Genomic DNA, 25036 nt, shown 5'->3' on the forward strand with positions numbered 1-25036 from the left:
AGAAGAAAACTTCGGTCTAGCACTGTGTTCGACGAGCAATTCCTTGCTACGCCGGGCCGCAGCGAAAGCAGGAGCGTTGCTATTTCGGGCGCCGGCTTGTTCTGACCGCCGGCACCGATCAAGCTACATGCAATCGCATGAAACTGCCCGGAGACATCCATGAGCCTGGTCGAGAGAAAGATCGAAGCGTTGCCCTTCGTTCTCGCCGAGCTGAACTATCTGGCGCCCACCGCGGGCAAGCCGCGCACCTATGCGTTCGACCCGCCGCCGGGCGAGCCGAAATCGACCGCGCTGCCGGAGCCCCGTCAGGTGCCGGTGTTCAACGGCCGCCCGATCGCGCAATCATTCTCGCTCGACCGTGAGGGCTTTGCGCTGGTGCGACACCCCACATTCGTGCGTGACTTCACCAACGAGAAGGAAATCCGTAGCATCTATTATCCGGCGGCGGAGGCCTTCATTCGTGCGACCTTGCGCGCCGATCGCGTCGTGATCTTCGACCACACCCTGCGCAAGCGTGTGGCCGGTGCTCCCGACGTCCGTGACGGCGGGCCGCGCCAGCCGGCGACGCGCGTGCATGTGGACCAGACCGCGACGTCGGGTGCCAACCGGGTGCGTGAGCATCTCGGCGCCGAGGCGGAGGACCTGCTGCGCGGGCGGGTTCAGGTGATCAACCTGTGGCGGCCAATCATCGGGCCGTTGCGCGACACGCCGCTGGCGATGTGCGACGGGACCACGGTCGCGCCGGATGATCTGGTCGCGTCCGACCTGATCTATCCCAACCGCAACGGCGAGATCTACTCCGTCACGTACAATCCCGCTCATCGCTGGTTCTATTTCCCGGACATGACACCCGACGAGGCGCTGCTGCTGAAGTGCTACGATTCGGCGACCGACGGGCGCACGCGGTTCGGACCGCATACCGCCTTCGTCGACCCGACGACGCCGACCGATGCGCCACCGCGCGAGAGCATCGAATTGCGGATGCTGGTGTTCCACTTCGATTGAACGTGAGCAGGAGGATGACGTTTCACGGACGGTGACGCCGTGAGAACCTTCGTCCAACTTGGGGGCATTTTCTGAAATTGCCTCTGGACTGATCGCAGGCGATGGTGAGCGCAATTCGAGTGCGCTGCAGCATCTGAAGCCAAGGTCAGTCCAAGGTCAGTCCATGAATGCCCACCCAACCCTGGGGATCGCCGAGCCGGTCGTGCCGGCCTGTCTCGTCCCTTCGTCTCTCGTCGCCGAGCCGATGGTTCGCTTCGAGGGACTGTCGAAGATCTATCCCGCCTATCGCGACAAGCCGGATGTCGAGGCGCTCAAGGATATTGACTTCGCGATCGCGCGGGGCTCCATCACCGGCGTGATCGGACGGTCCGGCGCCGGCAAGTCGAGCCTCGTCAGGCTGATCAACGGGCTGGAGAAGCCGACGGCGGGACGGGTGGTCGTCGATGGACGCGACATCTCGGCTCTGCGCGGCCAGGCGCTCCGGCTGGCGCAGCGTTCGATCGGCATGATCTTCCAGCACTTCAACCTGCTGTCGTCGCGCACGGCCTCCGACAACATCGCACTCCCGCTCGAGATCGCCGGCTGGTCGAAGGCCGACATCAGGACGCGGGTCGCCGAGCTGCTGGAGCTGGTCGACATCGCCGACAAGCATGATCGCTACCCGGCGGAGCTGTCCGGCGGTCAGAAGCAGCGCATCGGCATTGCGCGCGCGCTGGCGACGCGGCCGAACGTGCTGCTGTCCGATGAGGCGACGTCGGCGCTCGATCCGCAGACGACGCGGGCGATTCTCGACCTGCTCGCCAACATCAATCGCGAGCTCGGCGTCACCATCATCCTGATCACCCACGAGATGTCCGTGGTCCGCCAGCTCGCCAAGGAAGTCGTCGTGATCGATGATGGGCGTGTCGTCGAGCGCGGCCATGTCGCCGACATCTTCACCCATCCGAAGCATCCGACCACGCAGACCTTCCTGGCCGAGGTGCTCGGCGATGCCGTGCCGGTGTCGCTGGCGAGCCGGCTCGTGCAGGAGCTTGTGCCGATCGGACAGACGGTGCTCCGCGTCCAGGTGCGCGGCTCGGATGCCGGCGACACGCTGGTGGCGCGGCTGGCACGCGAGCTGTCGATCGACGTCGCGCTGCTGTCGGCGCGGATCGACGAGATCGGCGGCCAGCATGTCGGCTCGCTGATCCTCGGCATTCCCGGCGGGGAAGCGGCGGCACGGCAGACGCTGGCCTATCTCTCACAGCATCGCTTCGCAGCGGAGCGTCTCGGCTATGTCTCCTGAGCTCATCAACCTGATCATCCAGGCCACCGGCGAGAGCCTGTTCATGGTCTCGACCGCGGCGTTGGTCGCGACCTCGCTCGGGTTGCCGCTCGGCGTCTTCCTTGCGACGAGCCGCGCGGGGGAGTTGTTCGCAGCGCCCGCGGCCAACGCGATCCTTGGCGTCGTCGTCAACGCCACGCGCTCGACGCCCTTCATCATCCTGGTCGTCGCCATCATCCCGTTCACGCGCCTCGTCGCCGGCACGTCGATCGGCTCGGGGGCTGCGATCGTGCCGCTGACGGTGGCGGCGACGCCGTTCATCGCGCGGCTGGTCGAGGCGGCGATCCGCGAGGTCGATGGCGGCCTGATCGAGACCGCGTCCTCGTTCGGCGCGACGCCGCTGCAGATCGTGTTCAAGGTGCTGATCCCGGAAGCCCTGCCGGGCCTCGTGCTGGCGCTGACGCTCGCTGTGGTCAGCCTGCTCGGCTATTCCGCGATGGTCGGCGCGGTCGGCGGCGGCGGTCTCGGCGACCTCGGCATTCGCTACGGCTATCAGCGCTTCATGCCGGAGATGATGCTGGCCGTGGTCGTCGTCCTGATCGCGCTGGTGCAGACGGTGCAGACCGTCGGTGATCATCTCGCGCGCCGGCTCAATCGGAGGCTGCGGCAGCGCTGAGCAGAGATTGCGCTGCGACGGCGCGGCGGAGATGTTTTCGGTTGACGTGGGAAACGAGGGCTCGCCGGCATTTCCGGTGAACCGCGATCTTTGAAAAGATCGTCTCGCGCGGTTCGTTCTACCATCAGCCTAACGAGTTGACCGCGCGATGGACGCGCGCGCTCGAGGCAAGAGGTCAACGGACATGAATACGCTCGTCGAAAAACCCAGGAAGTTTGCGCTCGTCGAGCGCCAGCCCGCCGCCACGTTCGCGGAGGAGCGGCTTCATCGCAAGCAGCGCCTTGCGGCGACCTTCCGCCTGTTTGCCCGCTACGGTTTCGACCAGGGCCTGGCCGGCCACGTGACCGTGCGCGATCCGGAATTCCCCGACCGGTTCTGGATCAATCCGCTGTCGGCGCATTTCAGCCAGATCAAGGTGTCCGACCTGCAACTCGTCGATCACGATGGCAACATCCTGATCGGCGACAGGCCGATCAACCAGGCCGGCTTCGTCATTCACTCCGCGATCCATGCGGCGCATCCGCATGTGATCGCCGCCGCGCATACGCATTCGACCTATGGCAAGGCGTGGTCCACGCTCGGCCGACTGCTCGATCCCCTGACGCAGGATTCCTGCGCCTTCTACGGGGATCACGTGCTGTTCGACCCGTTCACCGGCGTCGTGCTCGATGCCGATGAGGGCAGAAAAATCGCCCAGGCGTTGGGGACGAAGAAGGCCGCGATCCTGCAAAATCACGGGTTGCTGACTGTCGGCCCGACCATCGAGGCTGTAGCGTGGTGGTACATCGCGATGGACAATGCCGCGCGCACGCAATTGTTGGCCGAGGCCGCCGGTCCCACCAAGCCGATCCCGCACGAGATCGCCAAGCTGACGGCGGGGCAGGTCGGCACCCACAAGGGTGGCTATTTCAGCTTCCAGCCGCTGTGGGACTGGATCACGGCGCAGGAGCCGGATCTGTTCAACTGAAGAACATCAGTAGCCCGCATGAGCGCCAGCGACATGCGGGTTCTTCTCCACGCCTCGTGTGAGCCCGGATGTCGCTTCGCTCATCCGGGCTACAGGTTGAGAGAATGAATCGATCAGAATGGCTGAGAAGAAAGAACATTTGCACGCAATGATCAGCCGCGAGAGCGCGTCCATTGCTTTGTTCGCACCTGCGATTGCGGCCCGGCTGTTGCGGCGCTAGTGAGCAACGAAACTAGGTTGTTTCGTTGGAGACTTGAATGCGCCTTCCCATTGTTGCCATTGCCGCCCTTGTGTCGTTGATCCTTCCCGCACAAGCGGAAGCCATCCGCGTCGGCGTGACCGCCGGGCCGCATGCCGAAATCATCGACGTCGTGAAGAAGGTCGCTGCCGAGCGCGGGCTCGACATCAAGGTCGTCGAGTTCACCGACTACGTGATTCCAAACCAGGCGCTGGCGTTGAAGGATCTCGAGGCGAACTCGTTCCAGCACGAGCCCTATCTGAAGAACCAGATCTCCAAGACCGGATGGAAGATCGTCAAGGTCGCGACCACCATCGCCTCGCCGCAGGGCGTGTATTCGCAGAAATACAAGACGCTGGCCGAGCTTCCGGAAGGCGCCAAGGTCGCGATCGCCAATGATCCGTCGAACGGCGCGCGCGGGTTGATGATCCTTGCGCTGCACGGTGTCATCAAGCTGAAGGATCCGAGCAATGTCGCCTCGACAGTGGTCGACATCACCGACAATCCGAAGAAGCTGAAATTCGTCGAGCTCGACGCGGCGCAGCTGCCGCGCGCGCTGGCCGATGTCGATCTCGTCTCGATCAACAACAACTACGCCGTCCAGGCCGGGCTCAATCCCGCCAAAGATGCGATCGCGCGCGAGAATGCCGAGGGGCCCTGGGTCAACATCCTCGCGGTGCGCGAGGAGGACAAGGACAAGCCCTGGGTCAAGCAGCTGATCGAGGCCTACCACTCCGAGCCGGTCAAGGCGTTCCTGGAGACGCGCTTCAAGGGCACCTACATCGCGACCTGGTGATCGGCAACCGCCGCCAACGCCGGCGCATCGCGCGGCGACCCGACGATCGGGCGGGCCTGCAATAGCCGGTCCGCCAGATCGGCGCACTGGCTTCGGATGTCCGGGATCGCGATGATCTCCCAGAAGGCGGCGCGAGTCAGCGGGCCGATCGCGAACAGGCGCTGTGACGGCGTGCCATCGGCACCGACGATGGCGCAATCCGCCGTGACCTCGATGCCGATCCGCAGCGGATCGCAACGCGCCAGCCCCTGATCGAACAGGCTGCGGACCGCAGGATTGGCGGTGGCGCGGGGGTCCCTGACGATCCCCGTGCAGTCGATCACGGCACCGACCTCGAGCGTCTCGATCTCGCTGCGGCCACGCCGGCGATAATGCGCGCGGGCGCCTTGCGTCCCACCGTCGATCTTGACGAGCTTGGCGGCGGCGACCCGAAGCTGGCCGTCCGCGATCGCCTGCGCGATGCGCTTCTCCACCTCGGGCGCCATGCGGTGCCGATGCACATCCCACCATGCCCGCGCATGCTCCAGGAAGCTGCGCTTGGACGCCAGCGGCAAGTCCTGCCACAGCCGATGGCTGAACGGCCTGACGGCGTCGATGACGCCGCGCCAGTCGCCACCCTCGGCGATGTGGGCGGCGATCCGCTGCCGGAACCAGCGCAGCAGAACGCTGCCGCGCGCACCGAACGGAACCTCATCCTCGCTGATCTTGCAGGGAGTGATACGCCGATGTCCCTTGGCCATCAGGCCGCGGCGCGAGATCGCGAGGATCGGGCCGCGATGGCCCTCGCGCAGCAGCGACAGCACGTAGTCCGTCATGGTCAGGCCAGCGCCGAGGATGAGCACCGGCGAATCCTGGCTGAAGCCGGGAACGGACGGCGAGATCCAGGGATCGGCATGCCAGGCCGAGCGCGGGATGGCGGCGTCATGGCCGGTGGCGAACACCGCGACGTCGCCGACTTGTCGCGTTCCGTCGGCGAGGCTCACGGTGACGGTGTGGGCGCCCTCGCTCACCGCGGTGCATTCGCCACGGATAATGCTGAGACGCCGGGCGCCGTCCTCGGTCTCCAGGAACGGCGCGATCAGGCTGGCGATGTAGTCGCCATAAAGGCGGCGAGGCACGAAGCAGAACGGATCGGGACAAAGCCGCAGGCCATGCTCGTGCGCCGACAGCCAGCGCCAGAAATGGTCGGGATCATCGGGCAGCGCACTCATGTTGGCAGCGCGCACGTTGAGCAGGTGATCAGCATTGCCGGTGTGATAGGCCAGCCCGCGACCGACCTCCGAACGCTTCTCGATCAAGGTGACCCGGATATCGGACTTCGGGCGTTGCAGCAGCTGATAGGCCAGAAGGACGCCGGATGCGCCGCCGCCGACGATGATCACGTGTCGTTCTGGAAAACGGCCCATGCAAAGATGCCTTTTCTCTCGCGCGCGGACGATGTGCTACGTTTGTAGTCTAGCACGTAAAACATCGGCCGGATTCGGAAAGACGAATATTCTACTTGTTGGCGCGTTCCGATCGATGGTGTTCCAAGAACATACAGATTGTTGTCGCAGGTGTGTCGTCATGAGCGACGCTGCGATAGAAATATTATTTGCAGCCGGCTGGCGCGCCGGGCGGCGATGGAAGCCTGGAACACTCGACCGAAATCTTCTCCGATCATGGATCGCGGCGAGAACAGAGCGTTTGAAAATCGCGCAACTCTGAAATTGCCAGCGACGCCGCACTGGATGACCATGACGGCGCGCGTGCGTCGTTTGCGCACGGCTGCGGAGTTCGGAACATGGTTGCGCAGGCCACGCCGGCAGAACGAACGAGGGCGCGCGCCTTGCGGATGACACATCCGGTGTCGCCGTGACTGCTTCAGGGCCAGATCCACTATCGCTCACCGCCGACGTGCTCGTCATCGGCGGCGGCATGGCCGGTGCCTGGGCTGCGGTCTCGGCCGCGCGCGCCGGTGCGCGGGTGATCCTCGTCGACAAGGGCTATTGCGGCACCAGCGGCGTCACGGCCGCGACCGGCCCCGGTCACTGGTGGGTGCCGCCGCAGGCGCGCGAGCAGGCCGTCAGCCAGCGTGTCATCGCGGGTCTCGGTCTCGGCGAAGCCGCATGGATGCATGGGATCATCGCGGAGACTTGGCGGACATTGCCAACGCTCGCGAGCCACTACGCGTTCGGCATCGACGATGACGGGCAGACCAATTATCGCGCGGTTCGCGGTCCCGAATACATGCGGGCGCTGCGTGCCTTTGCGCGTGATCATGGCGTCACGATCCTTGACCATTCGCCAGTGCTGGAACTGCTGGCGCGCAGTGACGGCACGATCGGCGGTGCACGAGGCCTTCGCCGTCAGGATGGGGCGCGGCCTTACCAGATCGCCGCAGGTGCGACTGTGCTCGCTGCCGGCGGCACCAGCTTCCTGTCGCATCTCTTGGGATCGCGCACCAATACCGGCGATGGCTATCTGCTGGCGGCGGAAGCCGGCGCCGATCTCTCAGGGATGGAATTCACCGCGGCCTACACGATCGCGCCGGCGCATTCGACGATGACGCGCAGCATGGCCTATGCGTTCGCGACTTATTACGACGCCGACGGGCGCGAACTCGATCCGCCGTTCGGGCCGCAGCAGACGGTCGGGTTGGCCAAGGCTATGCTTGCTGGACCGGTGTTTTGCTCGCTCCATCTTCTGCCCGACGACATCAAGGCCCGCCTGCATACGATCTCGCCGAACGTGCCGCTGGTGTTCGATCGCTGGGGCGTCGATCCCTGGCGCGATCGCTTCGAGGTCACGCTGCACAATGACGGTACCATCCGTGGTCTCGGCGGCGTCAGGGTCGACGATCTCGACGGGCGTACTGCCGTGCCGGGGCTGTTCGTCGCCGGCGACAACGCCTCGCGCGAGAAGGTTGCCGGTGCGATCTCCGGCGGCGGCAGCATCAATTCGGCCTGGGCGCTGTCGTCGGGCGTCCGTGCCGGGCAGGCCGCCGCGCGACTGGCGCGCAGCATCGGGTCGAAAGCCTCGTCCTTGATTCCGCTCGGACAGGCCGGCCTGCGGCCGAGGGTGCGGAGCAGAGCGGGCGATCTCGACGCGATCAGGGCCGGCGTCCGCGCCGAGATGCATCCATTCGACAAGAACCTGTTCCGCAAGGAATCGACGCTGGCTGCGTCGCTCCGGTCGCTCGACGGGCTCTGGCGCGAGATCGCCGACCATGCGGGCGGCGATCCGCTGCGGTCGCGCGAGACGGCGGCGCTGGTCGCAACGGCGCGCTGGTCGGTCGCGACCGCGCGACAGCGGACCGAAAGCAGGGGGATGCATCGCAGGCTCGATCATCCCGGCGTCGATCCGGACCTCGCAGTGCGCCTGGTGAGCCGCGGCCTCGATCGCGTCGACATCGCAGCCGACACGCGCCGTGTGCCGGCAGCTCCAATCGCCCTGGAAGCCGCGTCATGATCGAGCTCATCGTTGCCGATCGCTGCACGGACTGTGGCGCCTGCGTCGAGGCGTGCCCGACCAACGTGCTCGACCGCGCGTCGTCGGGGCCGCCGCTGCTGGCGCGGGTCGAGGATTGCCAGACCTGCTTCATGTGCGAGCTGTATTGCCGCGCGGATGCGATCTACGTCGCGCCCGATTGCGACCGCCGCGTCACGATCACGCCGGGCGAGGCGGTGGCCTCGGGACGCCTCGGTCAATATCGCAAGCATTCCGGCTGGGACGAATGGGCCCGGCAGTTTCCTAACGAGCAATGGCTGATGGAAACGGTGTTTCGCCGCGCCGGCGAAACCGTGCGTGCAGCCGCCGCAGACGACAGGAGGACGGCATGACCATCATCACCCACCGGCCAGGAGCCCTTGTCGGCCTCGACGGCTTTCCGGGACCGGCCGACCGGCCGGACAGCCCGTTGTCGCAGGCGCTGCAGCAGCCGCTGCTGCTCGGCCTGTTCCTGCCGATCCAGGCCGGCGGCTGGAGCGCGTCGACCTTGCCGCGGACGACGTCCTGGCATTTCGACTACAACCGCGACCTGGTGCTGGCTGCGGAGAATCTCGGCTTCGATCTGGTGTTCGCGCTGTCGCAATGGCTGCCCAAGGGCGGCTATGGCGGCGTCTTCACCGGCGAGGCGCTCGACTCGTTTATGACCACGGCGGCGCTGACCAGCGTGACCCGGCGCATCATCCTGGTCTCGACCATCCACGTGCTCTACGGTCCCTTGCATCCGCTGCATCTCGCCAAATATGGCGCCACGCTCGATCACATCTCCAACGGGCGCTGGGGCATCAATGTCGTGACCGGCCATCGCGCCGCCGAGCACGAGGCGTTCGGCTGGAGCCGGATCGATCACGACCGCCGCTACGAACTCGCCGCCGAGTTTCTTGAAGTGCTGCAGCGGCTGTGGGGCGACACTGAGAACTACTCATTCTCCGGCCAGTCGTCCTGGAAGCTCAACGGCGCCTTCGTGACGCCGAAGCCGCGCTACGGCCGGCCGGTGCTGGTCAACGCCACCGGCTCGGACGCCGGCATCGCCTTTGCCGCGCGCTATTCCGACATCGTCTTCATCACCAGCCCGACAGGCTCGAGCTTCGAGAGCGCCATTCCTGCGCTGCCGGCGCATACGGCGAGGGTCAAGCAGGCGGCGCGCGATCTCGGCCGCGAGGTGCGGACGCTGCTCAATCCGATGGTGATCTGCCGCGAGACCGAGCGCGAGACCTGGACCTATCACGATGCCATCGTCGCCCATGCCGATCCGGTCGGCGACTTCAACCGGCTCGACAGCGACGCTCATGCCTGGCGCGGCCGTGTCGGCGTCGATGCGCCCAAGCGCCGGGCGATCGGCGGCAACATCGAGGTGATCGGCACCCCCGAGCAGGTGGTCGAGCAGTTCGTCCAGCTCAAGAAGGCCGGCGTCGATGGCCTGCAGCTGTCGTTGTACGATTTCAAGCCCGACCTCGACTTCTTCGGCCGCCGCGTGCTGCCGCTGATGGAGCAGGCGGGCTTGCGTAAACCCGTGATTGAGACAGTGGCTCATCCTGCTGCTGCGGAGGCCGCCGAGTAGCCGTGAGCGCCGACCGACGCGGGCGATATGGGGATTGCCGTCGTCCGCGAGGTCGGCTTTGCTGCGGATCGAAGTGCGAGCTGGACGAGATGACTGCCGGCGCGAAAAGCGCACGGCATGACGTGAGGGACTGGAATGACGATTGTTGAAACGAGGACATCGCGCGCGGCGGAAGACGATGTCACGGCGGCGCTGCGCAAGCGTTATGGCGCGCATATCCCTGCGGTCGCCGCCGGCGCCGAGGACATCCTCGGCCAGTTGCTGGCGCATCGCTCGATCCGCAGCTATCGGCCTGATCCGGTGCCGCCGCACACCGTGGAGACGTTGGTAGCCGCCGCGCAGTCGGCCGCGTCGTCCTCTAACCTGCAGACCTGGAGCGTCGTCGCGGTCGAGGATCCCGCGCGCAAGCAGCGGCTGTCGGAGTTCGCCGGCAACCAGAAGCATATCCGCGAGGCGCCGTTGTTCCTGGTCTGGCTTGCCGACCTGTCGCGGGCCGAACGGCTGGCACGGCGCGAAGGGCGCTCCGACGACGGCATCCATTTCCTGGAGACGCTGTTCGTCGCGATCATCGATGCCGCGCTCGCAGCCCAGAACGCCGTGGTGGCGCTGGAGGCGCTCGGGCTCGGCTCGGTCTATATCGGCGCGATCCGCAACCGCCCGCAGGCGGTGGCCGAGGAGCTCGGCCTGCCGCCGAACGTGCTTGCCGTGTTCGGCCTGTGTGTCGGCTATGCGGATCGGGCCGCCGGCGAGGACGTCAAGCCGCGGCTGCGCCAGAGCGTGATCCTGCATCGCGAGCGCTACGCGCCGACGGACGAGATCCACGGCATCGCCGCCTATGACGAGACGCTGCGGGACTTCCAGACCAGCCAGGGCGTGGCACCAGTCGGCTGGCGTGAAACGGTGCTCAACCGGCTGGGCTCGGCGAAGGCGCTCAACGGCCGCGACAAGCTGACCGAGGCGCTGCGCGCGCTGGGCTTCGGATTGAAGTAGAGCTGGCGTCGACCGAGATCAACGGCGGCCCGTGACGAGCGCGGGCCGCCGCCGTTGGTCACTTCATGTAATCGGGCAGCGTGAAGCCGTCATAGAAGCGATCGGCGAGGATCGCGGCCTTGAAGCCTGGCGACTTGTAGCCCGCCACGATGTCCTTCGCCCAGGCGGTCTCGGCGTTGTCGCGCTTGACCGCGACCACGTTGATGTAGGGCGTCGTCATCTTTTCCAGCGCGAAGGCGTTGGTCAGCTTCAGGCCGCTGAAGATCGCGAAGTTGCCCTGGACGGCGGCGAAGTCGACGTCGTCGAGCGCGCGCGGCGCCTGCGCGGCCTCCAGCGGGACGATCTTGATGCCGCCGGGATTCTTGATGACGTCGAGCTCGGTGACGTCGACCGGCTTGGAGTCGCGGATCTCGATCAGGCCGAGATCGCGCAGGATCCACAGCGCGCGCTGCAGGTTGACCGGATCGTTCGGCACCGCGATCTTGGCGCCGGCGCCGATCTTGGTGCCGAGCGGGTGCTTCTTGGAATAGATCCCCATCGGCGGCGTCGGCACGTGCACGATGCCGGTGAGATCGGTCTTCTGCCGCTCATTGTAGGAGTTCAGGAACACCGTGTGCTGCATGACATTGGCGTCGATCTCGCTCTTGAACACGGAATTGTTGGCCTCGAGGCCGGTCGAGAACTCGACATAGCGGATCTGATAGCCTTTCTTCGCAAGCTCGGGCGCAACGCCGATCTTGAACTCGTCGATATAGGGGCCGGGCACGAAGCCGACCTTGAGCTCCTTCTTCTCGGCCGACTGCGCCGACGCGCTGGTGACGGTGAACAGGGAGAGCGTCGAGGCGGCGAGCAGGCGGAGGACTTGCGATCGTGTCAATGCAGGCATGGGACTTCCAAAGCTTCGACAAACGAAGAGCGGCGCGGATGCCTTGCAAGGCGTCCGCGCCGCTCGGGAACGGATCTCAGGCAATCGCCTGGACCTGGTGACTGAAGGCGCTGTCCGGACGGTCGAGCCCGTAATGCTCGCGCAGGGTCTTGCCGGTGTAGTCCTCGCGGAACAGGCCGCGCTTGCGCAGGATCGGAACGACGTGCTCGGCGAACAGGTCGAAGCCGCCGGGCAGCCAGGGCGGCATCACGTTGAAGCCGTCGGCGGCGCCGTTCTCGAACCAGGTCTGGATGTTGTCGGCGATCTTTTCCGGCGTGCCGGCGATCACCCAATGGCCGCGTGCGCCGGCGAGGCGCTGGATCAGCTGCCGGATCGTCGGCTTCTCGCGGTCGACGATGTCGACCACGAGCTTGAAGCGGCTGGCGACGCCGCGCGCGCCGTCGGTCTCGATCAGATGACGCGGGAACGGGCCGTCGAGATCGAAGCCCTGGAGGTCGAGACCGAGCATCTGGCGCAGCTGCACCAGCGAATAGTCCGGCTGGATCAGGTCGTTGAATTCCTCCTGCAGGCGGTCGGCTTCGGCCTGCGTCGAGCCGACGAACGGGCTGATGCCGGGCAGGATCTTGACGTGATCCGGATTGCGATCGAGCGAGCGCGCCTGGCGCTTGATGTCGGCATAGAACTCCTGCGCGCTCCCAAGCGTCTGGTGCGCGGTGAAGATGGCTTCCGCGAAGCGCGCGGCGAAGGCGCGGCCATCCTCGGACGAGCCGGCCTGGACGTAGACCGGCCGCCCCTGCGGCGAGCGCGGCACGTTGAGCGGACCGCGCACGCGAAAATACTTGCCGACATGGTTCAGCGCATGGACCTTGTCGGTGTCGGCGAAGATGCCGGAGGCGGGATCGTTGACGACCGCGTCGTCCTCCCAGCTGTCCCACAGCGCGGTCACGACATCGAGGAATTCCTTGGCGCGCTCGTAGCGTTCATGATGCGGCGGATGCTCCGGCAGGCCGAAGTTCTGCGCCGCCTGTGGCGCGCTTGTGGTGACGATGTTCCAGCCGGCGCGGCCGCCGCTGAGATGATCGAGCGAGGCGTACAGGCGCGCCAGATTATACGGCTCGTGATAGGTGGTCGAAGCCGTGCCGATCAGGCCGATGCGGCTGGTCGCGGCGGCGATCGCCGACAGCCAGGTGATCGGCTCGAAGCGGAAGCGTTGCGCGTAGCGGACGTTGTCGGCGAGCGCCGGACCGTCAGCGAAGAAGATCGCATCGAACTTGGAGTGCTCCGCCGTCCTTGCCAGCTGCTGATAGTAGGTGATGTCGAGCGCGCGGCTGGTCGCCGAGCCCTTGTAGCGCCAGGCCGCCTCGTGATGGCCGCCGGGATAGATGAAGAGGTTGAGGTTCAGTTGGCGACGCTGGCTCATGGGGCGCTCGTGTTGTGGCGTGCTGATGTGCGTGTATCGGCAACCGACCGATATCGGCTAGTGCGGATCGCGGGCGGATGCGTAGCTCAAGTCGTGAGCCGATCGCAGGCGCCGGGCGATTTGATCGGCCAGCCAGTTGATGCCGGCGCGGAGGTCGAGACCTGCTTTGTGGCCCTCCAGGCAGCGCTTGCCGGAATGGTCCTGGATGCCGCCGGGCGGCTCACCGGTACCGGCAAGCCCGGGCGTATTCTGCTGAAGACTGATCACGGCGAGAGGGTCGAACATCGCAGCTTCCGTTGAAACGCTGCAGCCATCGGAGCGACTGGCGCCGGCTGCGGGAGGTCAAAATCTAGTGGCCCTGTCCCGATGCTGTCGATGAAATGGATTTGCATTGTTGATCGGGGCACGAGCATGAATGCGTCGTCCTCATCAGGAACGGGGGAGCGACATTTCGAGCGGCTGCCTTCCTGCACAGCGGATCGTCGATCGACCGTGTGCTCGGTCGCGGCGACTGTCGCCGTCACCGCAAAATGAGTCGATCATGACTTCTGCAGCGCAGGTCCACCGACCTTGTTGCGCAGGGAGGCCTGGGTCACGACGCTGTTCGCGGGCACGTCGTGGGTCAGCCAGACGTTGCCGCCGATCGTCGAGCCCCGTCCGATCGTGATGCGGCCGAGGATCGTGGCGCCGGCATAGATGACGACGTCGTCCTCGACGATCGGATGGCGGGCGTCACCCTTGATCAGCGTGCCGTCCTCCTCGGTCGGGAAGTGGCGCGCGCCGAGCGTCACGGCCTGGTAGATCCGGACGTGGTCGCCGATCACGGCGGTCTCGCCGATCACCACTCCGGTGCCGTGATCGATGAAGAAACCGGAGCCGATCTGGGCGCCCGGATGAATGTCGATGCCGGTGCTGTTATGGGCGATCTCGGCGATCAGCCGCGACACGAGGCGAGCGTCGAGGCCATAGAGCAGATGGGCGAGCCGGTGATGGATGATCGCCGTCATCCCGGGATAGCCGATCAGGATCTCCGGGAAGCTCTTGGCGGCGGGGTCACCGACGAAGGCGGCGCGCAGATCGCTGATCAGGACACCGCGCAGGGTTGGCAGCCCAGCCGCGAAGCGGCGGGTCAGCTCCACAGCCTCGGGCTGGCGGAAGCCGGGGATCAGCTCATCGCCGACGAACAAAGCGGAGCGGTGGATCTGATCCGACAGCAGATCGAGCCCGATGCTGAGCCGGTGGCCGACGAAATAGTCGATGTTCTCGCCGTCGAGATCGTATTGGCCATAGTGGCGCGGGAACATCGCTTCGGTGAGCGCGGAGACGATCTGCGCCAGCTTGTCGCGCGATGGCGGCCGGTGGATGACGCCGTCCTTGCGGATGCTGTGCGTCTCCTCGCGTGACACGCGCAGCTCCGCAACGAGCCGGTCGAGACCCCAGCGTTCGCCTGCAGAGGTGGCGTTGTCCGGACCCGATCCCGTGGTGGGGCGAGAGCTCATGCCGTTTCCTCCGTGCGCATGCGCGTCATCACCGGACATGGGTCAAGGGCACGCTGACCTCGGCGAGCAGGTCGAGATCCGCATTGCGGTCGACCTCGACATACTGGTCGTTCCAATACAGCAGGCTCGACAATTTGGGCGCAAGCTCGACGCTGTCGGGGCGACCGACGATGATCGCATGCGCGTAGCGCTCGATGATCTCGTCGACCTCGCACGCGATCGCGGCCTGGGCGTGCTGCAGCAGCGGGACGCCGGCCGGGCCGCGCGACCAGTCGATGCCCTCGAACTTCTGCTGTCCCGACAGATGCGGCGTGCTGAAGCGATCAGCGAGCGCGAGCTGGTCCGAGCTGAGGATGTTGATGCCGAACCAGCCGTCGCGAGCGATCAGCGGGAACGCTGACGACCGGCTGCCGAGACTGATCATGAGCCGCGGCGGCTCTGATGACAGCGAGATCAGCGAGGCGATCGTCACCCCGGTGATCTCCTCGCCGCGGCCCGCGGTCACGACGCTGACGCCGGCCGCGACACGGCGCAGGGCCGAGTGGAAGTGCTGGGGATCGAACGCGGTCTCAGATACGAGATGAAGGTCACGCTTGCTCATCCGTCGCCTCCCTCGGGCACGCGCCGTATTGGCCGTGTCCCTCGTCGCGGCAGCGCCGTCGGTCAGAAGAAGCCCTTGGCCGGAAGCGGCGTGCCGTTGATCAGATACTGCCCGATCGCCCGCTCCTTGTAGGTGACCGGGTTGTGCGACGACAGGGTGCGGGCGTTGCGCCAGTGCCGGTCGAAATTGGTGGCCTTCTTGGTCGACGAGGCGCCGCCGACGTCGAAGATGTGTCCGCCATTTTTGATGGCCGCATCATCCGCGATGATCTTGGCCTGCGCCGACAGCAGTGCAGCCCGGTGGGCCAGCTCCTCGGCATCGGCGCGTCCGGCATCGAACGCCTCCGTGGCCGCGTCGAGCGCTTCGGCCGCGACAAGGACGACCGTCTCCGCGGCATGCGCCGCGCTCGCGATCTTGCCGATGGTCTCCTGCAGCAGCGGGTCCTCGGTCGGCTTTTCATGCGGCGCATAATAGAACGTGCGCTTGCGCGAGCGGACCAGCGCGATTGCGTCGCGCAGGGCGGCGCGGCTGATGCCGGCGACGGCGGCGGTCAGGAACAGCTGCGCGAACGTGTTCGAATAGGGCACGCCGTAGCCGATGTCCGGAGCGTCGAACACGATCTCCTGCTGCTTGACCCTGACGTTGCGGAAATGGGTGGTGCCGGTCGCCGTCAGCCGTTGCCCCATGCCGTCCCAGTCGTCGATCAGCTCGATGCCGTCGCGGTTGACCGGGATGATCGTGGCGCCGGGACGCCCGCTCGGATCGGCCGCACGCACCAGTACGAGGTCGGAATACAGGGTGCCGGTGCTGTAATATTTGGTGCCGTTCAGCAGATAGTCGTCGCGGTCGGGCGTGAAGGTCGTGTTCGGCGTGATGTTGCCGACCTGGGGACTGTCGAGCTCGGTGGTGGCAAGCCCGATGATCGCGCCGCCGGCCACCGACTTCTGCCATTCGCGCGCCTGGTCGTCGCGGGGATTGCGGACCAGCCGCTCGACGACGCTGAAATGATTGCGCAGGATGTGCGCCACATTGGCATCGGCCTCGGCGAGCCGGATCACGATCTGGAACAGATCGCGGATCGAGCCGCCGGCGCCGCCTGCGGCGACAGGCAGCCGCAGCGCGCCAAGCCGCGCCTGCTTGATCAGCGCAATCTGCTGGTGCGGCAGGATGCGCTCGCGCTCGCGGTCCGACTCGCCTTCGGCGATTGCGGCCAGCAGGGTCTCGAGTGCGCCAGGAGCGAGCGGAAGGGGCGGCTCGGTGGTGAAGGATTTGGTGGGCAGCGGCTTGTTCATGACGGATCCGGACGATAGCGAGACAAGAGGAAGCGAGCTGCTCAGCGTTGCGGCGTCGGCTCGTCGATCTGGGCGAGGTGGTCGGCGACATTGACGGGCTCCGGCAGCACCTTGCGCTCGACCAGCCAATCGGCGGCCTTCTGCAGGTCAGTGACGAACTGCTTGTCGTTGACGGAGAAATAGCGGTATTTGCGGTTCAGCGCGATGAACTGGTCGCGGATCTGATCGCTGTATTTGCCGGCCTTCTGCGCGATGTATTCGGCGTCCTTGCTGTTCTCCGAGATCCATTTGCCCTCGGCGCGAAACGCCTCGTTGACGGCGCGTACCAGGGCCGGATTCTCGGTCGCGAACTTGCGGGTGGTCAGATAGGACGTGTAGTCGATCTGGAACTCGAGATCGCGGCCTTCCAGGAAGATGTCGTGCGCCTTGTAGTCGAGCCGGGCGATATCGACGCCCGGGCTCCACATCGACCAGGCGTCGACCTTGCCCGAAGCCAGCGCCGGCGCCGCGTCCGGCGGATTGAGGTAGACGAACTTGACCTTGGAGCGGTCGACCTTGTGCTTCTCCAGCGCGGCGACCAGTAGGAATTCGCCGAGGCCGGAGCGGTTGACGGCGACCGACTTGCCGACGAGATCCTCGACCTTGTTGATGCCGGAATCGTCGCGGGCGATGATCGCTGTCGTGCGGGGCTCGTAGACGACGAATTGCGTGAACACCAGTGGCGAGCCGGCAATGATCGCGGCCAGCGCCGGCGTGGTCGAGCCGCCGAAGCTGAAATCCGCGGTGCCGCCGGTGACGGCCTGCAAGGTCGGGGCGTGGTTCGGGAACGGGCCGAGCCATTCGACCTTGATGCCGTCCTTGGCGAGCAGCTTCTCGAACTCGCCGCGCTCCTTGGCGATCAGGTTGAGGCCCGAGAGACCCCAGGTGAGACGCACCGTGTCCGTGACGCGGCCGGGCGCGGACCATGCGTCATCCGTCAGGGTGAAGCCGGCGAGCGCGCCGATGCCGAAGGCGGCGGTGCCGAGGAACTGGCGGCGGGAGAAGTCATCCGAAGACATGTCGATCCTTCCGAAAATCAATCGTGAGCGTGTGAACCGAGCACACCGAGTTCAGCCAGCAGGTCGCCGCGGGCGACCGTGCCGCTGCGATCCGCGCGGTGCTCGAAGGCGATCCGGCCGTCGCGCATCACCAGGATGCGATCGGCGAGCGCGATCGCTTCGTCGACGTCGTGCGTGACGAGCAGCACGCCGGGACGATGGTTGGCGACGAGCTCGCGTACCAGCGCGTGCATGCGGATGCGGGTCAGCGCGTCGAGCGCGGCGAACGGTTCGTCGAGCAGCAGCAGCTCCGGCTGCTGCACCAGCGCACGAGCGAGCGCGACGCGCTGCGCCTGGCCGCCCGAGAGATTGCGCGGCCAGTCGTCGAGGCGGTCGCCCAAGCCGACCTCTGCCAGCGCCGCGGCGGCGCGGGCGCGCGCGTCGGGCACATCGAGACCGAGCGCGACGTTGCGCCACAGGCTGTCCCAGGGCAACAGGCGATGTTCCTGGAACACGACGGCGGGCCGGCGCGGCCCGATGATGCGGCCAGCCTGGATCGGATCGAGCCCGGCCAGCGCGCGCAGCAAGGTCGTCTTGCCGCAGCCGCTCTCGCCGAGCAGCGCCACGAACTCACCGCGTTCGATGCGAAGATCGAGGCCTTCGATGACGGTACGCTCGCCATAGGCGCGGCGCAGACCATTGACGATCACCGCAGGCGCGGTGGCGCCCTGCAGCGGCGGCGCGAACTGGACCGTCATCGCGCCGCTCCGTAGTTCGGGTGCCATGCGAGCAGCCGCCGTTCCAGCCAGCGCGCGATCAGGTCGGCGCCGACGCCGATCAGGGCGTAGATCACGATGGTCAGCACGATGACATCGGTGCGCAGGAATTCGCGGGCGTCCATCGCGAGGAAGCCGAGGCCGGACTGCGCGCCGATCGTCTCAGCGACGACCAGCGCGAGCCACGCGGTCGCCAACGCATAGCGGACGCCGGTGAGAATGGAGGGCAGGGCGCCGGGCAGGATGATGCGGCGGATCAGCTGCAGCGTCGACAGCGCCTGGACCCGGCCGAGCTCGAGCAGTTTCGGATCCACCTGGCGGATGCCGAGCGTGGTGTTGATGTAGATCGGGAAGGTCACGCCGAGTGCGACCAGAAACACCTTCTCGGCCTCGCCGACGCCGAGCCAGACGATCACGAGCGGCAGCATGGCGAGGAAAGGGATCGCGCGGATCATCTGGACGCTGCGGTCGATCAGCGCTTCGGCGATCCGCGAGAAGCCGACGAGAATGCCGAGCACAAAGCCGATGGCACCGCCGATCGCAAAGCCGGCAGCAGCGCGCAGCAGGCTGACGCCGAGATCGTTCAGCAGGGTGCCCTGCGTCGTCAGCTTGAAGGCCGTGCGCATGATCTTGCTTGGCGCCGGCAGGACTTGCGGCGACAGATAGCCGCCCTGCGCCGCCGCTTCCCAGATCACGATGAGGAGGGCGGGCGCGAGCCAAGACAGGGCCTGCAGCGTCGCCGGGCTCAGCGCGCGACGCCTGTCCGCGCTGGGGCGCGCGGCGTCACGATTGGTCTGCGGCAGCTCGATCGTCCCGGCAGCTTGTTCGAGATTGCTCAAGAGTGCGTCGTCCTCGCGATGTCATGCCTCTGCCGATAGAGATCACTCGACAGATCTGTAGATCGGATGCGCGCAGGCAGCCGTGTCGTGCCGCCTCGTTGCGCGCCGGCAAACTGTCCCACGAAACTTGGCTGATCGAAATAGAGCCGTTTTCCAATTGTCGTCAGGCCTGGAGGTTTTCGATTTCCCGCGCGGGCCAAAAGCGGCAAGAACTTCTTTTCCGAATTTGTTAGTACCGGTGAAGAGGATCGCGCTTCGTCGAGATGACGATGCGAGAGACGTGCAGATCGTGAGGGTCGACCATGACAAGTCCGCTTCGTTTCGGCATTTGGGCCTCGGTACATGGCCCGCGCGCGGCGCATCAGGATCCGGAAGAGCCTTATGATGCCTCCTGGGAGCGCAATCGCGATCTCGTGCTGAAGGCCGAGGCGCTGGGGTATGATTCGACGCTGGTGGCCCAGCACACGATCAATCCGCACCAGGAGGATCTCGATCAGCTCGAGGCCTGGAGCGCAGCAGCGGCGCTCGCAGCGCTCACCAGCCGGATCGAGATCATCACCGCGATCAAGCCGTATCTGTATCATCCCGTGGTGCTCGCCAAGATGGCGCTCGGCATCGAGAACATCAGCCGCGGGCGTTTCGCCATCAATCTCGTGAATGCCTGGAACAAGCCCGAATTGGAGCGCGCCGGCATCGGCTTCGCCGAGCATGACGAGCGCTACGCCTATGGACGAGAATGGATCTCGGTGGTGTCGCGGCTGCTGCAGGGCGAGCGCCTCACGCACAAGGGCCGCTATTTCGACGTGCAGGACTACGCGCTGCGGCCGAAGGATCTCTACCAGGTCCGGCCGCGGATCTATGTCGGCGGCGAATCCGAGCCGGCGCGGTCGTTGGTCGCCGATCACGGTGACGTCTGGTTCATCAACGGCCAGCCGCTCGCCGACGTCTCCGGCCTGATCCGCGACGTTGCGGCGCGGCCGAGAGGTGCGGCGCCGCCGCTTCGCTTTGGCCTATCGGCCTTTGTGATCGCACGTCCGACCGCGGCGGAGGCGGAAGCTGCGCATCAGCGGCTGCTGCTTCTCGCCGAGAAGGACGCGCCGATGAAGGCGATCCAGAAGCAGAACACCGACCCCAAGGTGGTGATGATGCAGACCATGCAAAAGAGCGCGCGCGTCGGCAGCAATGGCGGTACGGCCGCCGGGCTGGTCGGCAGCTATGAGGAGGTCGCCGACCGCGCCATCGACTTCCACGCCGCCGGCATCGAGCTGTTCATGCTGCAGTTCCAGCCGTTCGAGTCCGAGATGAAGCACTTCGCGGACGAGATCATTCCGCGCGTGCGGCAGCGACAGCGCGATCTTGGTCTCGCGACGGCCGATTCCGGCCGACGTGTGGGGTGATCTCGCCTGCGAAGCGCGCGGAAGAACTGATTGCTTTGTGAAGTTCGTTGCGCGGGGAGATATTCGCTCACCGTCGCGCCACATTCGAAAATCCATTTCATTGACGATGTGGACGGGCGAACGCATCATCCATTCATCATTGGGGCGCTGACGACAGCGCACGGTCAACGAGACATCGAGGCATTCCGCGGATGGAGTGCGGGCGCCATGCGCCTGCGCATAGGCGGAGCGTTGTCGGCAGGAGAGGGTGATGGATAACACGGAGACGACAAGCGCTTTGAGCCGGCGTCGGCTGCTGCAGGCAGGCGCCGGAGCCGCGTTGGTGGCGCCGTTCGGCGGCCTTGCCGCGCAGGCTCTGTCCTTGCGAGCAGCGCCGGAGATCGACTTTCAGCAGTTTCCGATCTGCCGGACGGCGGCTGAAGTGCCAGCTCTCACCGGCGCGCCGCGCAAGCTGAAACTGTCGTGGAATGCCGGCGCAGTGTGCCTGACGCCGGTTCCGGTGGCGATCGACCAGGGCCTCTTCAAGAAGTACAATCTCGATGTCGAGCTGATCAACTACTCGGGCTCGACCGATCAGCTGCTGGAAGCCATCGCGACCGGCAAGAGCGATGCGGGCCTCGGCATGGCGCTGCGTTGGCTGAAGCCGCTGGAGCAGGGGTTCGACGTGAAGATCGCCGCCGGCACCCATGGCGGCTGCATGCGGGTGCTGGCGCGCAGCGATTCCGGCATCACCAAGCTGGCGGACCTCAAGGGCAAGGCGGTCGCCGTCGGCGATCTCGGTGGTCCCGACAAGAACTTCTTCTCGATCCAGCTCGCGCGGCTCGGCATCGATCCGGTGAAGGATGTCGATTGGCGCGTCTATCCAGGCGCCGTCGTCAACGTCGCCGCCGACAAGGGCGAGACGCAGGCGTTCCTGGCGTCCGATCCGCTCGCTTATCTCTGGCTGAAGGACCCGGCCTACAAGGAGGTCGCCTCCAATCTCGACGGCGAGTATCAGAACCGCGTCTGCTGCATCCTCGGCCTGCGTGGCAGCCTCGTGCGCGAGGAGCCGCAGGTTGGCCGCGCTATCACGCAAGCGCTGCTCGATGCCGCGATGTTCACGGCGCAGAACCCGGTCGAGGCGGCGAAGTCGTTCCAGCCTTACGCGCCGAAGCAGGCGACGCTCGCCGATCTCGAAGGCATGGTGCGCTATCACACCCATCATCATCATCCGCATGGTGCTCCGCTGAAGCAGGAGCTGAAGGCCTATGCCGACGACCTGAAGGTCGTCTCCGTCTTCAAGCCCAGCACCGACACCAGCAAATTCGCCGAGCGCATCTATGTCGACATTTTCTCTGTCTGACGTCGCCGCCGGCGAGCTCGCGCGGAGCAGCTTGCTTTCCGACAAGCTCCGCGAGGTGGCGCCCGGCATTGCCGCGGCGCTCGCTTGGGCCGCCTTCGGCGCATCCTGCCTCGTCCGCGAGGACATCGGTGACTGGTCGCGCACGACCGATCTCGCGGGCGCCGGATTTGTCATCGCGGCAATCCTATTGTTGGCCAGTCTTGCCGCGCACCTGCTCGGACGTGCGGGTGTCGGCGTGCGCAAGCGAAGTCCCTGGTTCATCGCGCTCGGCGTGTTCCTGACGCTGTGGGAGCTTGGCACCGCGAAATACGCCTGGCTGCCGCTGCCGTTCTTTCCGCCGCCGCAGGCCATCATCGAGGTCTACACCGACGATCTGCCGAAGCTGCTCGACAGCGTCTTCGCGTCGATCAAGCTGCAGCTCGGCGGCTACCTCATCGGTGCCACCATCGGCTTCGTCACGGGTGTCTCGATCGGCTGGTCGACGCGGATCGGCTACTGGGTGCATCCGGTGCTGCGCTTCATCGGACCGCTGCCGGCCACGGCATGGCTGCCGATCGCCTTCTTCAGCTTCCCGACCAGCTGGAGCGCGTCGACGTTCCTGATCGCACTCGCCACCGGCTTCCCCGTAACAGTGCTGACATGGTCCGGCGTCGCCAGCGTGCCAACCGCGTACTACGACGTCGCGCGGACGCTCGGCGCCAAGCCGTCGTTCCTGGTGCTGAAGGTCGCAATCCCTGCGGCGCTGCCGCATGTGTTCGTCGGCCTGTTCATGGGCCTCGGGGCCTCCTTTGCGGTGCTGGTCGTCGCGGAGATGATCGGCGTCAAGGCCGGTCTCGGCTGGTACCTGCAATGGGCGCAGGGCTGGGCGGCGTACGCCAACATGTATGCAGCGCTGCTGGTGATGTCGCTGCTCTGCTCTGGCGCGATCACGCTGCTGTTCAAGACCCGTGACCGCGTGCTGGTCTGGCAGAAGGGTGTCGTGAAATGGTAGCCGTTTCGGAAGCTCGACGGGCGGCGTTCCCGGGTGCCGCGATCGACATCGCCCATGTCGACCATGCCTTCGACATCGACGGCGCCGAGCTGAAGGTGCTCGACGATGTCAGCCTGATCGTCGAGCCCGGCGAGTTCGTCGCGTTGCTCGGGCCCTCGGGCTGCGGCAAGTCGACCTTGTTGCGTCTCATCGCCGGCCTCGACAAGCCGCGCAGCGGCGTGCTGCGCGAGGACGAGATCAGCATCAGGGGACCGCATCCCTCGCGCGTCGTCGTGTTCCAGGACCCGACGCTGTTTCCATGGCGCACGGTGCGGGACAACGTTGCGCTGGGACTGGAGGCGCAGGGCATCCTCAAGAAGCAGCGCCATCGTGTCGATGCGGCGCTCGACCTGGTCGGGCTGTCCGACTTCCGCAACGCCTTTCCGCATCAGCTCTCCGGCGGCATGGCGCAGCGCGTCGCGCTGGCGCGGGCGCTGGTCAACGATCCCAAGGTGCTGGTGCTGGACGAGCCGCTCGGCAAGCTCGATTCGCTAACCCGCATCGCGATGCAGGCGGAGCTCGTGGCGCTGTGGCAGCGCAAGGGTTTCACGACGCTGCTGGTCACCCACGACGTCGAGGAGGCGCTGGTGCTCGCCAATCGCGTCATCGTGCTCAGCGACCGCCCCGCGCGCATCAAGGCCGACATCGTCGTGGACAGACCCTATCCGCGGCATCGCGGTGATCCGCATCTTGCCGATCTGCGCCGGCAGATCCTTGGGCTCCTCGGCTTGGAGGCAACATGGTAGCCGCCATCGAAAGCATCGCGCCGCGCCCGGCCGGTGCAGTGGACGACGAAGAGCTGATCGCACGAGCCCTGCGGCTCGTGCCTGTCTTCGCCGAGCGTGCGCCGGCGCATGACCGTGACCGCAGCTTCCCGTTCCAGAATTTTCAAGACCTGTTCGACGCGGGCCTGCTGTCGCTGACCGTGCCGACCGCGCTTGGCGGGCAGGGCGCCGGCGCACGTCTCACCGCGCGCGTGCTCGGGATCATTGCCGAAGCCGATCCGTCGACGGCACTGGTGCTGGCGATGCACTATATCCAGCATTTCGTGATGGCGCGGCACCAGGAGTATCCGCCGCGGCTTGCGCGCAAGCTCGCGCGGGATTCGGTCGAGCGGGGCGCGCTGATCAACACGTTCCGCGTCGAACCCGCGCTGGGCTCGCCGTCGCGCGGCGGCCTGCCGGAAACGATTGCGCGGCGCACCGACACCGGCTGGCGGCTGAGCGGCCGCAAGATCTACTCGACGGGTGCGCCGATCCTGAGCTGGTACTCGGTGTGGGCCAAGACCGACGAGGCCGAGCCCCGGCTTGGACTCTTCCTGGTCCAGGCCGGACTGCCCGGCATCAGCATTTTGGAGACCTGGGATCATCTCGGCCTGCGCGCGAGCGGCAGCCATGACGTCGTGTTCGATGACGTCGTGATCCCGCTGGACCATGAGATCGAGCTGCGCAAGCCGGAGGGCTGGCGGGTGCAGAACCCGACGCAGGCGCTGGTTCATGCCGCTTTCGTCGGCGCGATCTATGACGGCGTCGCGCGCGCCGCACGTAACTGGATCGTCGACTTCCTGAGGACGCGGACGCCGTCGAGCCTCGGCGCACCGCTCGCGACCTTGCCCCGGGCGCAGGAGGTGCTCGGCGCGATCGAGGCGCGGCTACAGGTCAATGCGCGGCTGATCGATAGCGTGGCGCGCGATTTCGACGAGGGCAGGGTCGTCAGCCCGGTCGAAGGCAACGTCATCAAGCTGACCGTCACCAACAATGCGGTGGCGGCCGTCGAGGACGCGCTGTCGCTGTCGAGCAATCACGGCCTCAGCCGCGCCAACCCGCTCGAGCGGCACTATCGCGACGTGCTGTGCGGCCGCGTGCATACCCCGCAGGACGACGCCACGCGGATCGCCGCCGGCCGTCTGGCGCTTGGACTCTGAGAACCTGAGG

The 25036-nt window shown here is 66.2% G+C and carries 24 protein-coding genes; 14 read left to right on the forward strand and 10 right to left on the reverse strand.

The window, feature by feature from the left end; all coding sequences use genetic code 11:
* The first annotated feature begins 159 nt into the window (after positions 1–159).
* The 5 genes from QX070_RS22275 (at position 160) to QX070_RS22295 (ending at position 4946) form a co-directional block, all read left to right on the forward strand.
* On the forward strand, positions 160–1005 hold the full coding sequence (locus QX070_RS22275; RefSeq protein ID WP_315739239.1) for a CmcJ/NvfI family oxidoreductase: 846 nt from the start codon (positions 160–162) through the stop codon (positions 1003–1005).
* A 163-nt stretch (positions 1006–1168) separates the two neighbouring features.
* On the forward strand, positions 1169–2290 hold the full coding sequence (locus tag QX070_RS22280; protein WP_315739240.1) for a methionine ABC transporter ATP-binding protein: 1122 nt from the start codon (positions 1169–1171) through the stop codon (positions 2288–2290).
* A complete protein-coding gene (locus tag QX070_RS22285; protein WP_315739241.1) occupies positions 2280–2945 on the forward strand; it encodes a methionine ABC transporter permease in 666 nt (221 codons plus the stop codon). Before QX070_RS22280 ends, QX070_RS22285 begins: the two co-directional genes overlap by 11 nt.
* Before the next feature lie 184 nt (positions 2946–3129).
* Positions 3130–3912: a class II aldolase/adducin family protein gene (locus QX070_RS22290; protein ID WP_315739243.1), complete on the forward strand. Its 783-nt coding sequence runs from the start codon at positions 3130–3132 to the stop codon at positions 3910–3912.
* A gap of 257 nt (positions 3913–4169) precedes the next feature.
* Positions 4170–4946 (forward strand): MetQ/NlpA family ABC transporter substrate-binding protein, encoded by a 777-nt coding sequence (locus QX070_RS22295; RefSeq protein WP_315739244.1) that lies wholly within the window; start codon positions 4170–4172, stop codon positions 4944–4946.
* Here the strand turns inward: QX070_RS22295 and QX070_RS22300 are convergent.
* Positions 4928–6352 (reverse strand): FAD/NAD(P)-binding protein, encoded by a 1425-nt coding sequence (locus tag QX070_RS22300; protein WP_315739245.1) that lies wholly within the window; start codon positions 6350–6352, stop codon positions 4928–4930. The two genes, QX070_RS22295 and QX070_RS22300, sit on opposite strands and share 19 nt — an antisense overlap.
* Positions 6353–6800: 448 nt before the next feature.
* Between QX070_RS22300 and QX070_RS22305 the strand changes: the two genes are divergently transcribed.
* The 4 genes from QX070_RS22305 (at position 6801) to QX070_RS22320 (ending at position 10983) form a co-directional block, all read left to right on the forward strand.
* Entirely contained in the window at positions 6801–8396 is a 1596-nt protein-coding gene (locus tag QX070_RS22305) for an FAD-binding protein (protein ID WP_315739246.1), read from the forward strand.
* Positions 8393–8767 carry a ferredoxin family protein gene (locus QX070_RS22310; RefSeq protein ID WP_315739247.1) on the forward strand — a complete coding sequence of 125 codons (375 nt, stop codon included), beginning with the start codon at positions 8393–8395 and terminating at the stop codon, positions 8765–8767. The genes QX070_RS22305 and QX070_RS22310 overlap by 4 nt, the downstream gene beginning before the upstream one ends.
* Entirely contained in the window at positions 8764–9993 is a 1230-nt protein-coding gene (locus QX070_RS22315; RefSeq protein ID WP_315739248.1) for an LLM class flavin-dependent oxidoreductase, read from the forward strand. The genes QX070_RS22310 and QX070_RS22315 overlap by 4 nt, the downstream gene beginning before the upstream one ends.
* 135 nt (positions 9994–10128) lie before the next feature.
* A complete protein-coding gene (locus QX070_RS22320; protein WP_315739249.1) occupies positions 10129–10983 on the forward strand; it encodes an NADPH-dependent oxidoreductase in 855 nt (284 codons plus the stop codon).
* Positions 10984–11041: 58 nt separating this feature from the next.
* Here the strand turns inward: QX070_RS22320 and QX070_RS22325 are convergent, their stop codons facing one another.
* The 9 genes from QX070_RS22325 to QX070_RS22365 all read right to left on the reverse strand — a co-directional run bounded on the left by QX070_RS22325 (position 11042) and on the right by QX070_RS22365 (position 19333).
* Entirely contained in the window at positions 11042–11869 is an 828-nt protein-coding gene (locus QX070_RS22325) for a MetQ/NlpA family ABC transporter substrate-binding protein (RefSeq protein WP_315739251.1), read from the reverse strand.
* A gap of 76 nt (positions 11870–11945) precedes the next feature.
* A complete protein-coding gene (locus QX070_RS22330) occupies positions 11946–13289 on the reverse strand; it encodes an LLM class flavin-dependent oxidoreductase (protein ID WP_315739252.1) in 1344 nt (447 codons plus the stop codon).
* A 57-nt stretch (positions 13290–13346) separates the two neighbouring features.
* On the reverse strand, positions 13347–13574 hold the full coding sequence (locus QX070_RS22335; RefSeq protein ID WP_315739253.1) for a hypothetical protein: 228 nt from the start codon (positions 13572–13574) through the stop codon (positions 13347–13349).
* 254 nt (positions 13575–13828) lie between these two features.
* Entirely contained in the window at positions 13829–14788 is a 960-nt protein-coding gene (gene epsC / locus QX070_RS22340) for a serine O-acetyltransferase EpsC (RefSeq protein ID WP_315739254.1), read from the reverse strand.
* Between the two features lie 28 nt (positions 14789–14816).
* Positions 14817–15389: a flavin reductase family protein gene (locus tag QX070_RS22345; protein WP_315739255.1), complete on the reverse strand. Its 573-nt coding sequence runs from the start codon at positions 15387–15389 to the stop codon at positions 14817–14819.
* Between the two features lie 62 nt (positions 15390–15451).
* Entirely contained in the window at positions 15452–16681 is a 1230-nt protein-coding gene (locus QX070_RS22350) for an acyl-CoA dehydrogenase family protein (protein WP_315739256.1), read from the reverse strand.
* A 41-nt stretch (positions 16682–16722) separates the two neighbouring features.
* On the reverse strand, positions 16723–17739 hold the full coding sequence (locus QX070_RS22355; protein WP_315739257.1) for an NrtA/SsuA/CpmA family ABC transporter substrate-binding protein: 1017 nt from the start codon (positions 17737–17739) through the stop codon (positions 16723–16725).
* Between the two features lie 17 nt (positions 17740–17756).
* Entirely contained in the window at positions 17757–18476 is a 720-nt protein-coding gene (locus QX070_RS22360) for an ABC transporter ATP-binding protein (RefSeq protein WP_315739258.1), read from the reverse strand.
* Positions 18473–19333, reverse strand: a complete 861-nt coding sequence (locus QX070_RS22365; protein ID WP_315739259.1) for an ABC transporter permease subunit — start codon at positions 19331–19333, stop codon at positions 18473–18475. Before QX070_RS22365 ends, QX070_RS22360 begins: the two co-directional genes overlap by 4 nt.
* A gap of 302 nt (positions 19334–19635) precedes the next feature.
* On the opposite strand from QX070_RS22365, the gene QX070_RS22370 reads away from it, so the two are divergent.
* From QX070_RS22370 to QX070_RS22390, 5 genes are all read left to right on the forward strand, one after another.
* The gene (locus tag QX070_RS22370) at positions 19636–20730 is read left to right on the forward strand and encodes an LLM class flavin-dependent oxidoreductase (RefSeq protein WP_315739260.1); all 1095 of its coding nucleotides are present in this window, start codon (positions 19636–19638) and stop codon (positions 20728–20730) included.
* 250 nt (positions 20731–20980) lie between these two features.
* Complete coding sequence (locus tag QX070_RS22375; protein WP_315739261.1) at positions 20981–22072, forward strand: ABC transporter substrate-binding protein; 1092 nt, start codon at positions 20981–20983, stop codon at positions 22070–22072.
* The gene (locus QX070_RS22380) at positions 22050–23063 is read left to right on the forward strand and encodes an ABC transporter permease (protein WP_315739262.1); all 1014 of its coding nucleotides are present in this window, start codon (positions 22050–22052) and stop codon (positions 23061–23063) included. The genes QX070_RS22375 and QX070_RS22380 overlap by 23 nt, the downstream gene beginning before the upstream one ends.
* Positions 23057–23848, forward strand: a complete 792-nt coding sequence (locus tag QX070_RS22385; protein WP_315739263.1) for an ABC transporter ATP-binding protein — start codon at positions 23057–23059, stop codon at positions 23846–23848. Before QX070_RS22380 ends, QX070_RS22385 begins: the two co-directional genes overlap by 7 nt.
* Positions 23842–25026 (forward strand): acyl-CoA dehydrogenase family protein, encoded by a 1185-nt coding sequence (locus QX070_RS22390; RefSeq protein WP_315739264.1) that lies wholly within the window; start codon positions 23842–23844, stop codon positions 25024–25026. Before QX070_RS22385 ends, QX070_RS22390 begins: the two co-directional genes overlap by 7 nt.
* Positions 25027–25036 lie beyond the last annotated feature (10 nt).

This window comes from Bradyrhizobium sp. SZCCHNR1093, from assembly GCF_032381175.1.
Classification (GTDB): domain Bacteria; phylum Pseudomonadota; class Alphaproteobacteria; order Rhizobiales; family Xanthobacteraceae; genus Bradyrhizobium.

Bases quoted from the DNA above. Each gene is read 5' to 3' on its own strand.
- QX070_RS22275 (WP_315739239.1), top strand. From the start codon at position 160: ATGAGCCTGGTCGAGAGAAAGATCGAAGCGTTGCCCTTCGTTCTCGCC.
- QX070_RS22280 (WP_315739240.1), top strand. From the start codon at position 1,169: ATGAATGCCCACCCAACCCTGGGGATCGCCGAGCCGGTCGTGCCGGCC.
- QX070_RS22285 (WP_315739241.1), top strand. From the start codon at position 2,280: ATGTCTCCTGAGCTCATCAACCTGATCATCCAGGCCACCGGCGAGAGC.
- QX070_RS22290 (WP_315739243.1), top strand. From the start codon at position 3,130: ATGAATACGCTCGTCGAAAAACCCAGGAAGTTTGCGCTCGTCGAGCGC.
- QX070_RS22295 (WP_315739244.1), top strand. From the start codon at position 4,170: ATGCGCCTTCCCATTGTTGCCATTGCCGCCCTTGTGTCGTTGATCCTT.
- QX070_RS22300 (WP_315739245.1), bottom strand. From the start codon at position 6,352: ATGGGCCGTTTTCCAGAACGACACGTGATCATCGTCGGCGGCGGCGCA.
- QX070_RS22310 (WP_315739247.1), top strand. From the start codon at position 8,393: ATGATCGAGCTCATCGTTGCCGATCGCTGCACGGACTGTGGCGCCTGC.
- QX070_RS22315 (WP_315739248.1), top strand. From the start codon at position 8,764: ATGACCATCATCACCCACCGGCCAGGAGCCCTTGTCGGCCTCGACGGC.
- QX070_RS22320 (WP_315739249.1), top strand. From the start codon at position 10,129: ATGACGATTGTTGAAACGAGGACATCGCGCGCGGCGGAAGACGATGTC.
- QX070_RS22325 (WP_315739251.1), bottom strand. From the start codon at position 11,869: ATGCCTGCATTGACACGATCGCAAGTCCTCCGCCTGCTCGCCGCCTCG.
- QX070_RS22330 (WP_315739252.1), bottom strand. From the start codon at position 13,289: ATGAGCCAGCGTCGCCAACTGAACCTCAACCTCTTCATCTATCCCGGC.
- QX070_RS22335 (WP_315739253.1), bottom strand. From the start codon at position 13,574: ATGTTCGACCCTCTCGCCGTGATCAGTCTTCAGCAGAATACGCCCGGG.
- epsC (WP_315739254.1), bottom strand. From the start codon at position 14,788: ATGAGCTCTCGCCCCACCACGGGATCGGGTCCGGACAACGCCACCTCT.
- QX070_RS22345 (WP_315739255.1), bottom strand. From the start codon at position 15,389: ATGAGCAAGCGTGACCTTCATCTCGTATCTGAGACCGCGTTCGATCCC.
- QX070_RS22350 (WP_315739256.1), bottom strand. From the start codon at position 16,681: ATGAACAAGCCGCTGCCCACCAAATCCTTCACCACCGAGCCGCCCCTT.
- QX070_RS22355 (WP_315739257.1), bottom strand. From the start codon at position 17,739: ATGTCTTCGGATGACTTCTCCCGCCGCCAGTTCCTCGGCACCGCCGCC.
- QX070_RS22360 (WP_315739258.1), bottom strand. From the start codon at position 18,476: ATGACGGTCCAGTTCGCGCCGCCGCTGCAGGGCGCCACCGCGCCTGCG.
- QX070_RS22370 (WP_315739260.1), top strand. From the start codon at position 19,636: ATGACAAGTCCGCTTCGTTTCGGCATTTGGGCCTCGGTACATGGCCCG.
- QX070_RS22375 (WP_315739261.1), top strand. From the start codon at position 20,981: ATGGATAACACGGAGACGACAAGCGCTTTGAGCCGGCGTCGGCTGCTG.
- QX070_RS22380 (WP_315739262.1), top strand. From the start codon at position 22,050: ATGTCGACATTTTCTCTGTCTGACGTCGCCGCCGGCGAGCTCGCGCGG.
- QX070_RS22385 (WP_315739263.1), top strand. From the start codon at position 23,057: ATGGTAGCCGTTTCGGAAGCTCGACGGGCGGCGTTCCCGGGTGCCGCG.
- QX070_RS22390 (WP_315739264.1), top strand. From the start codon at position 23,842: ATGGTAGCCGCCATCGAAAGCATCGCGCCGCGCCCGGCCGGTGCAGTG.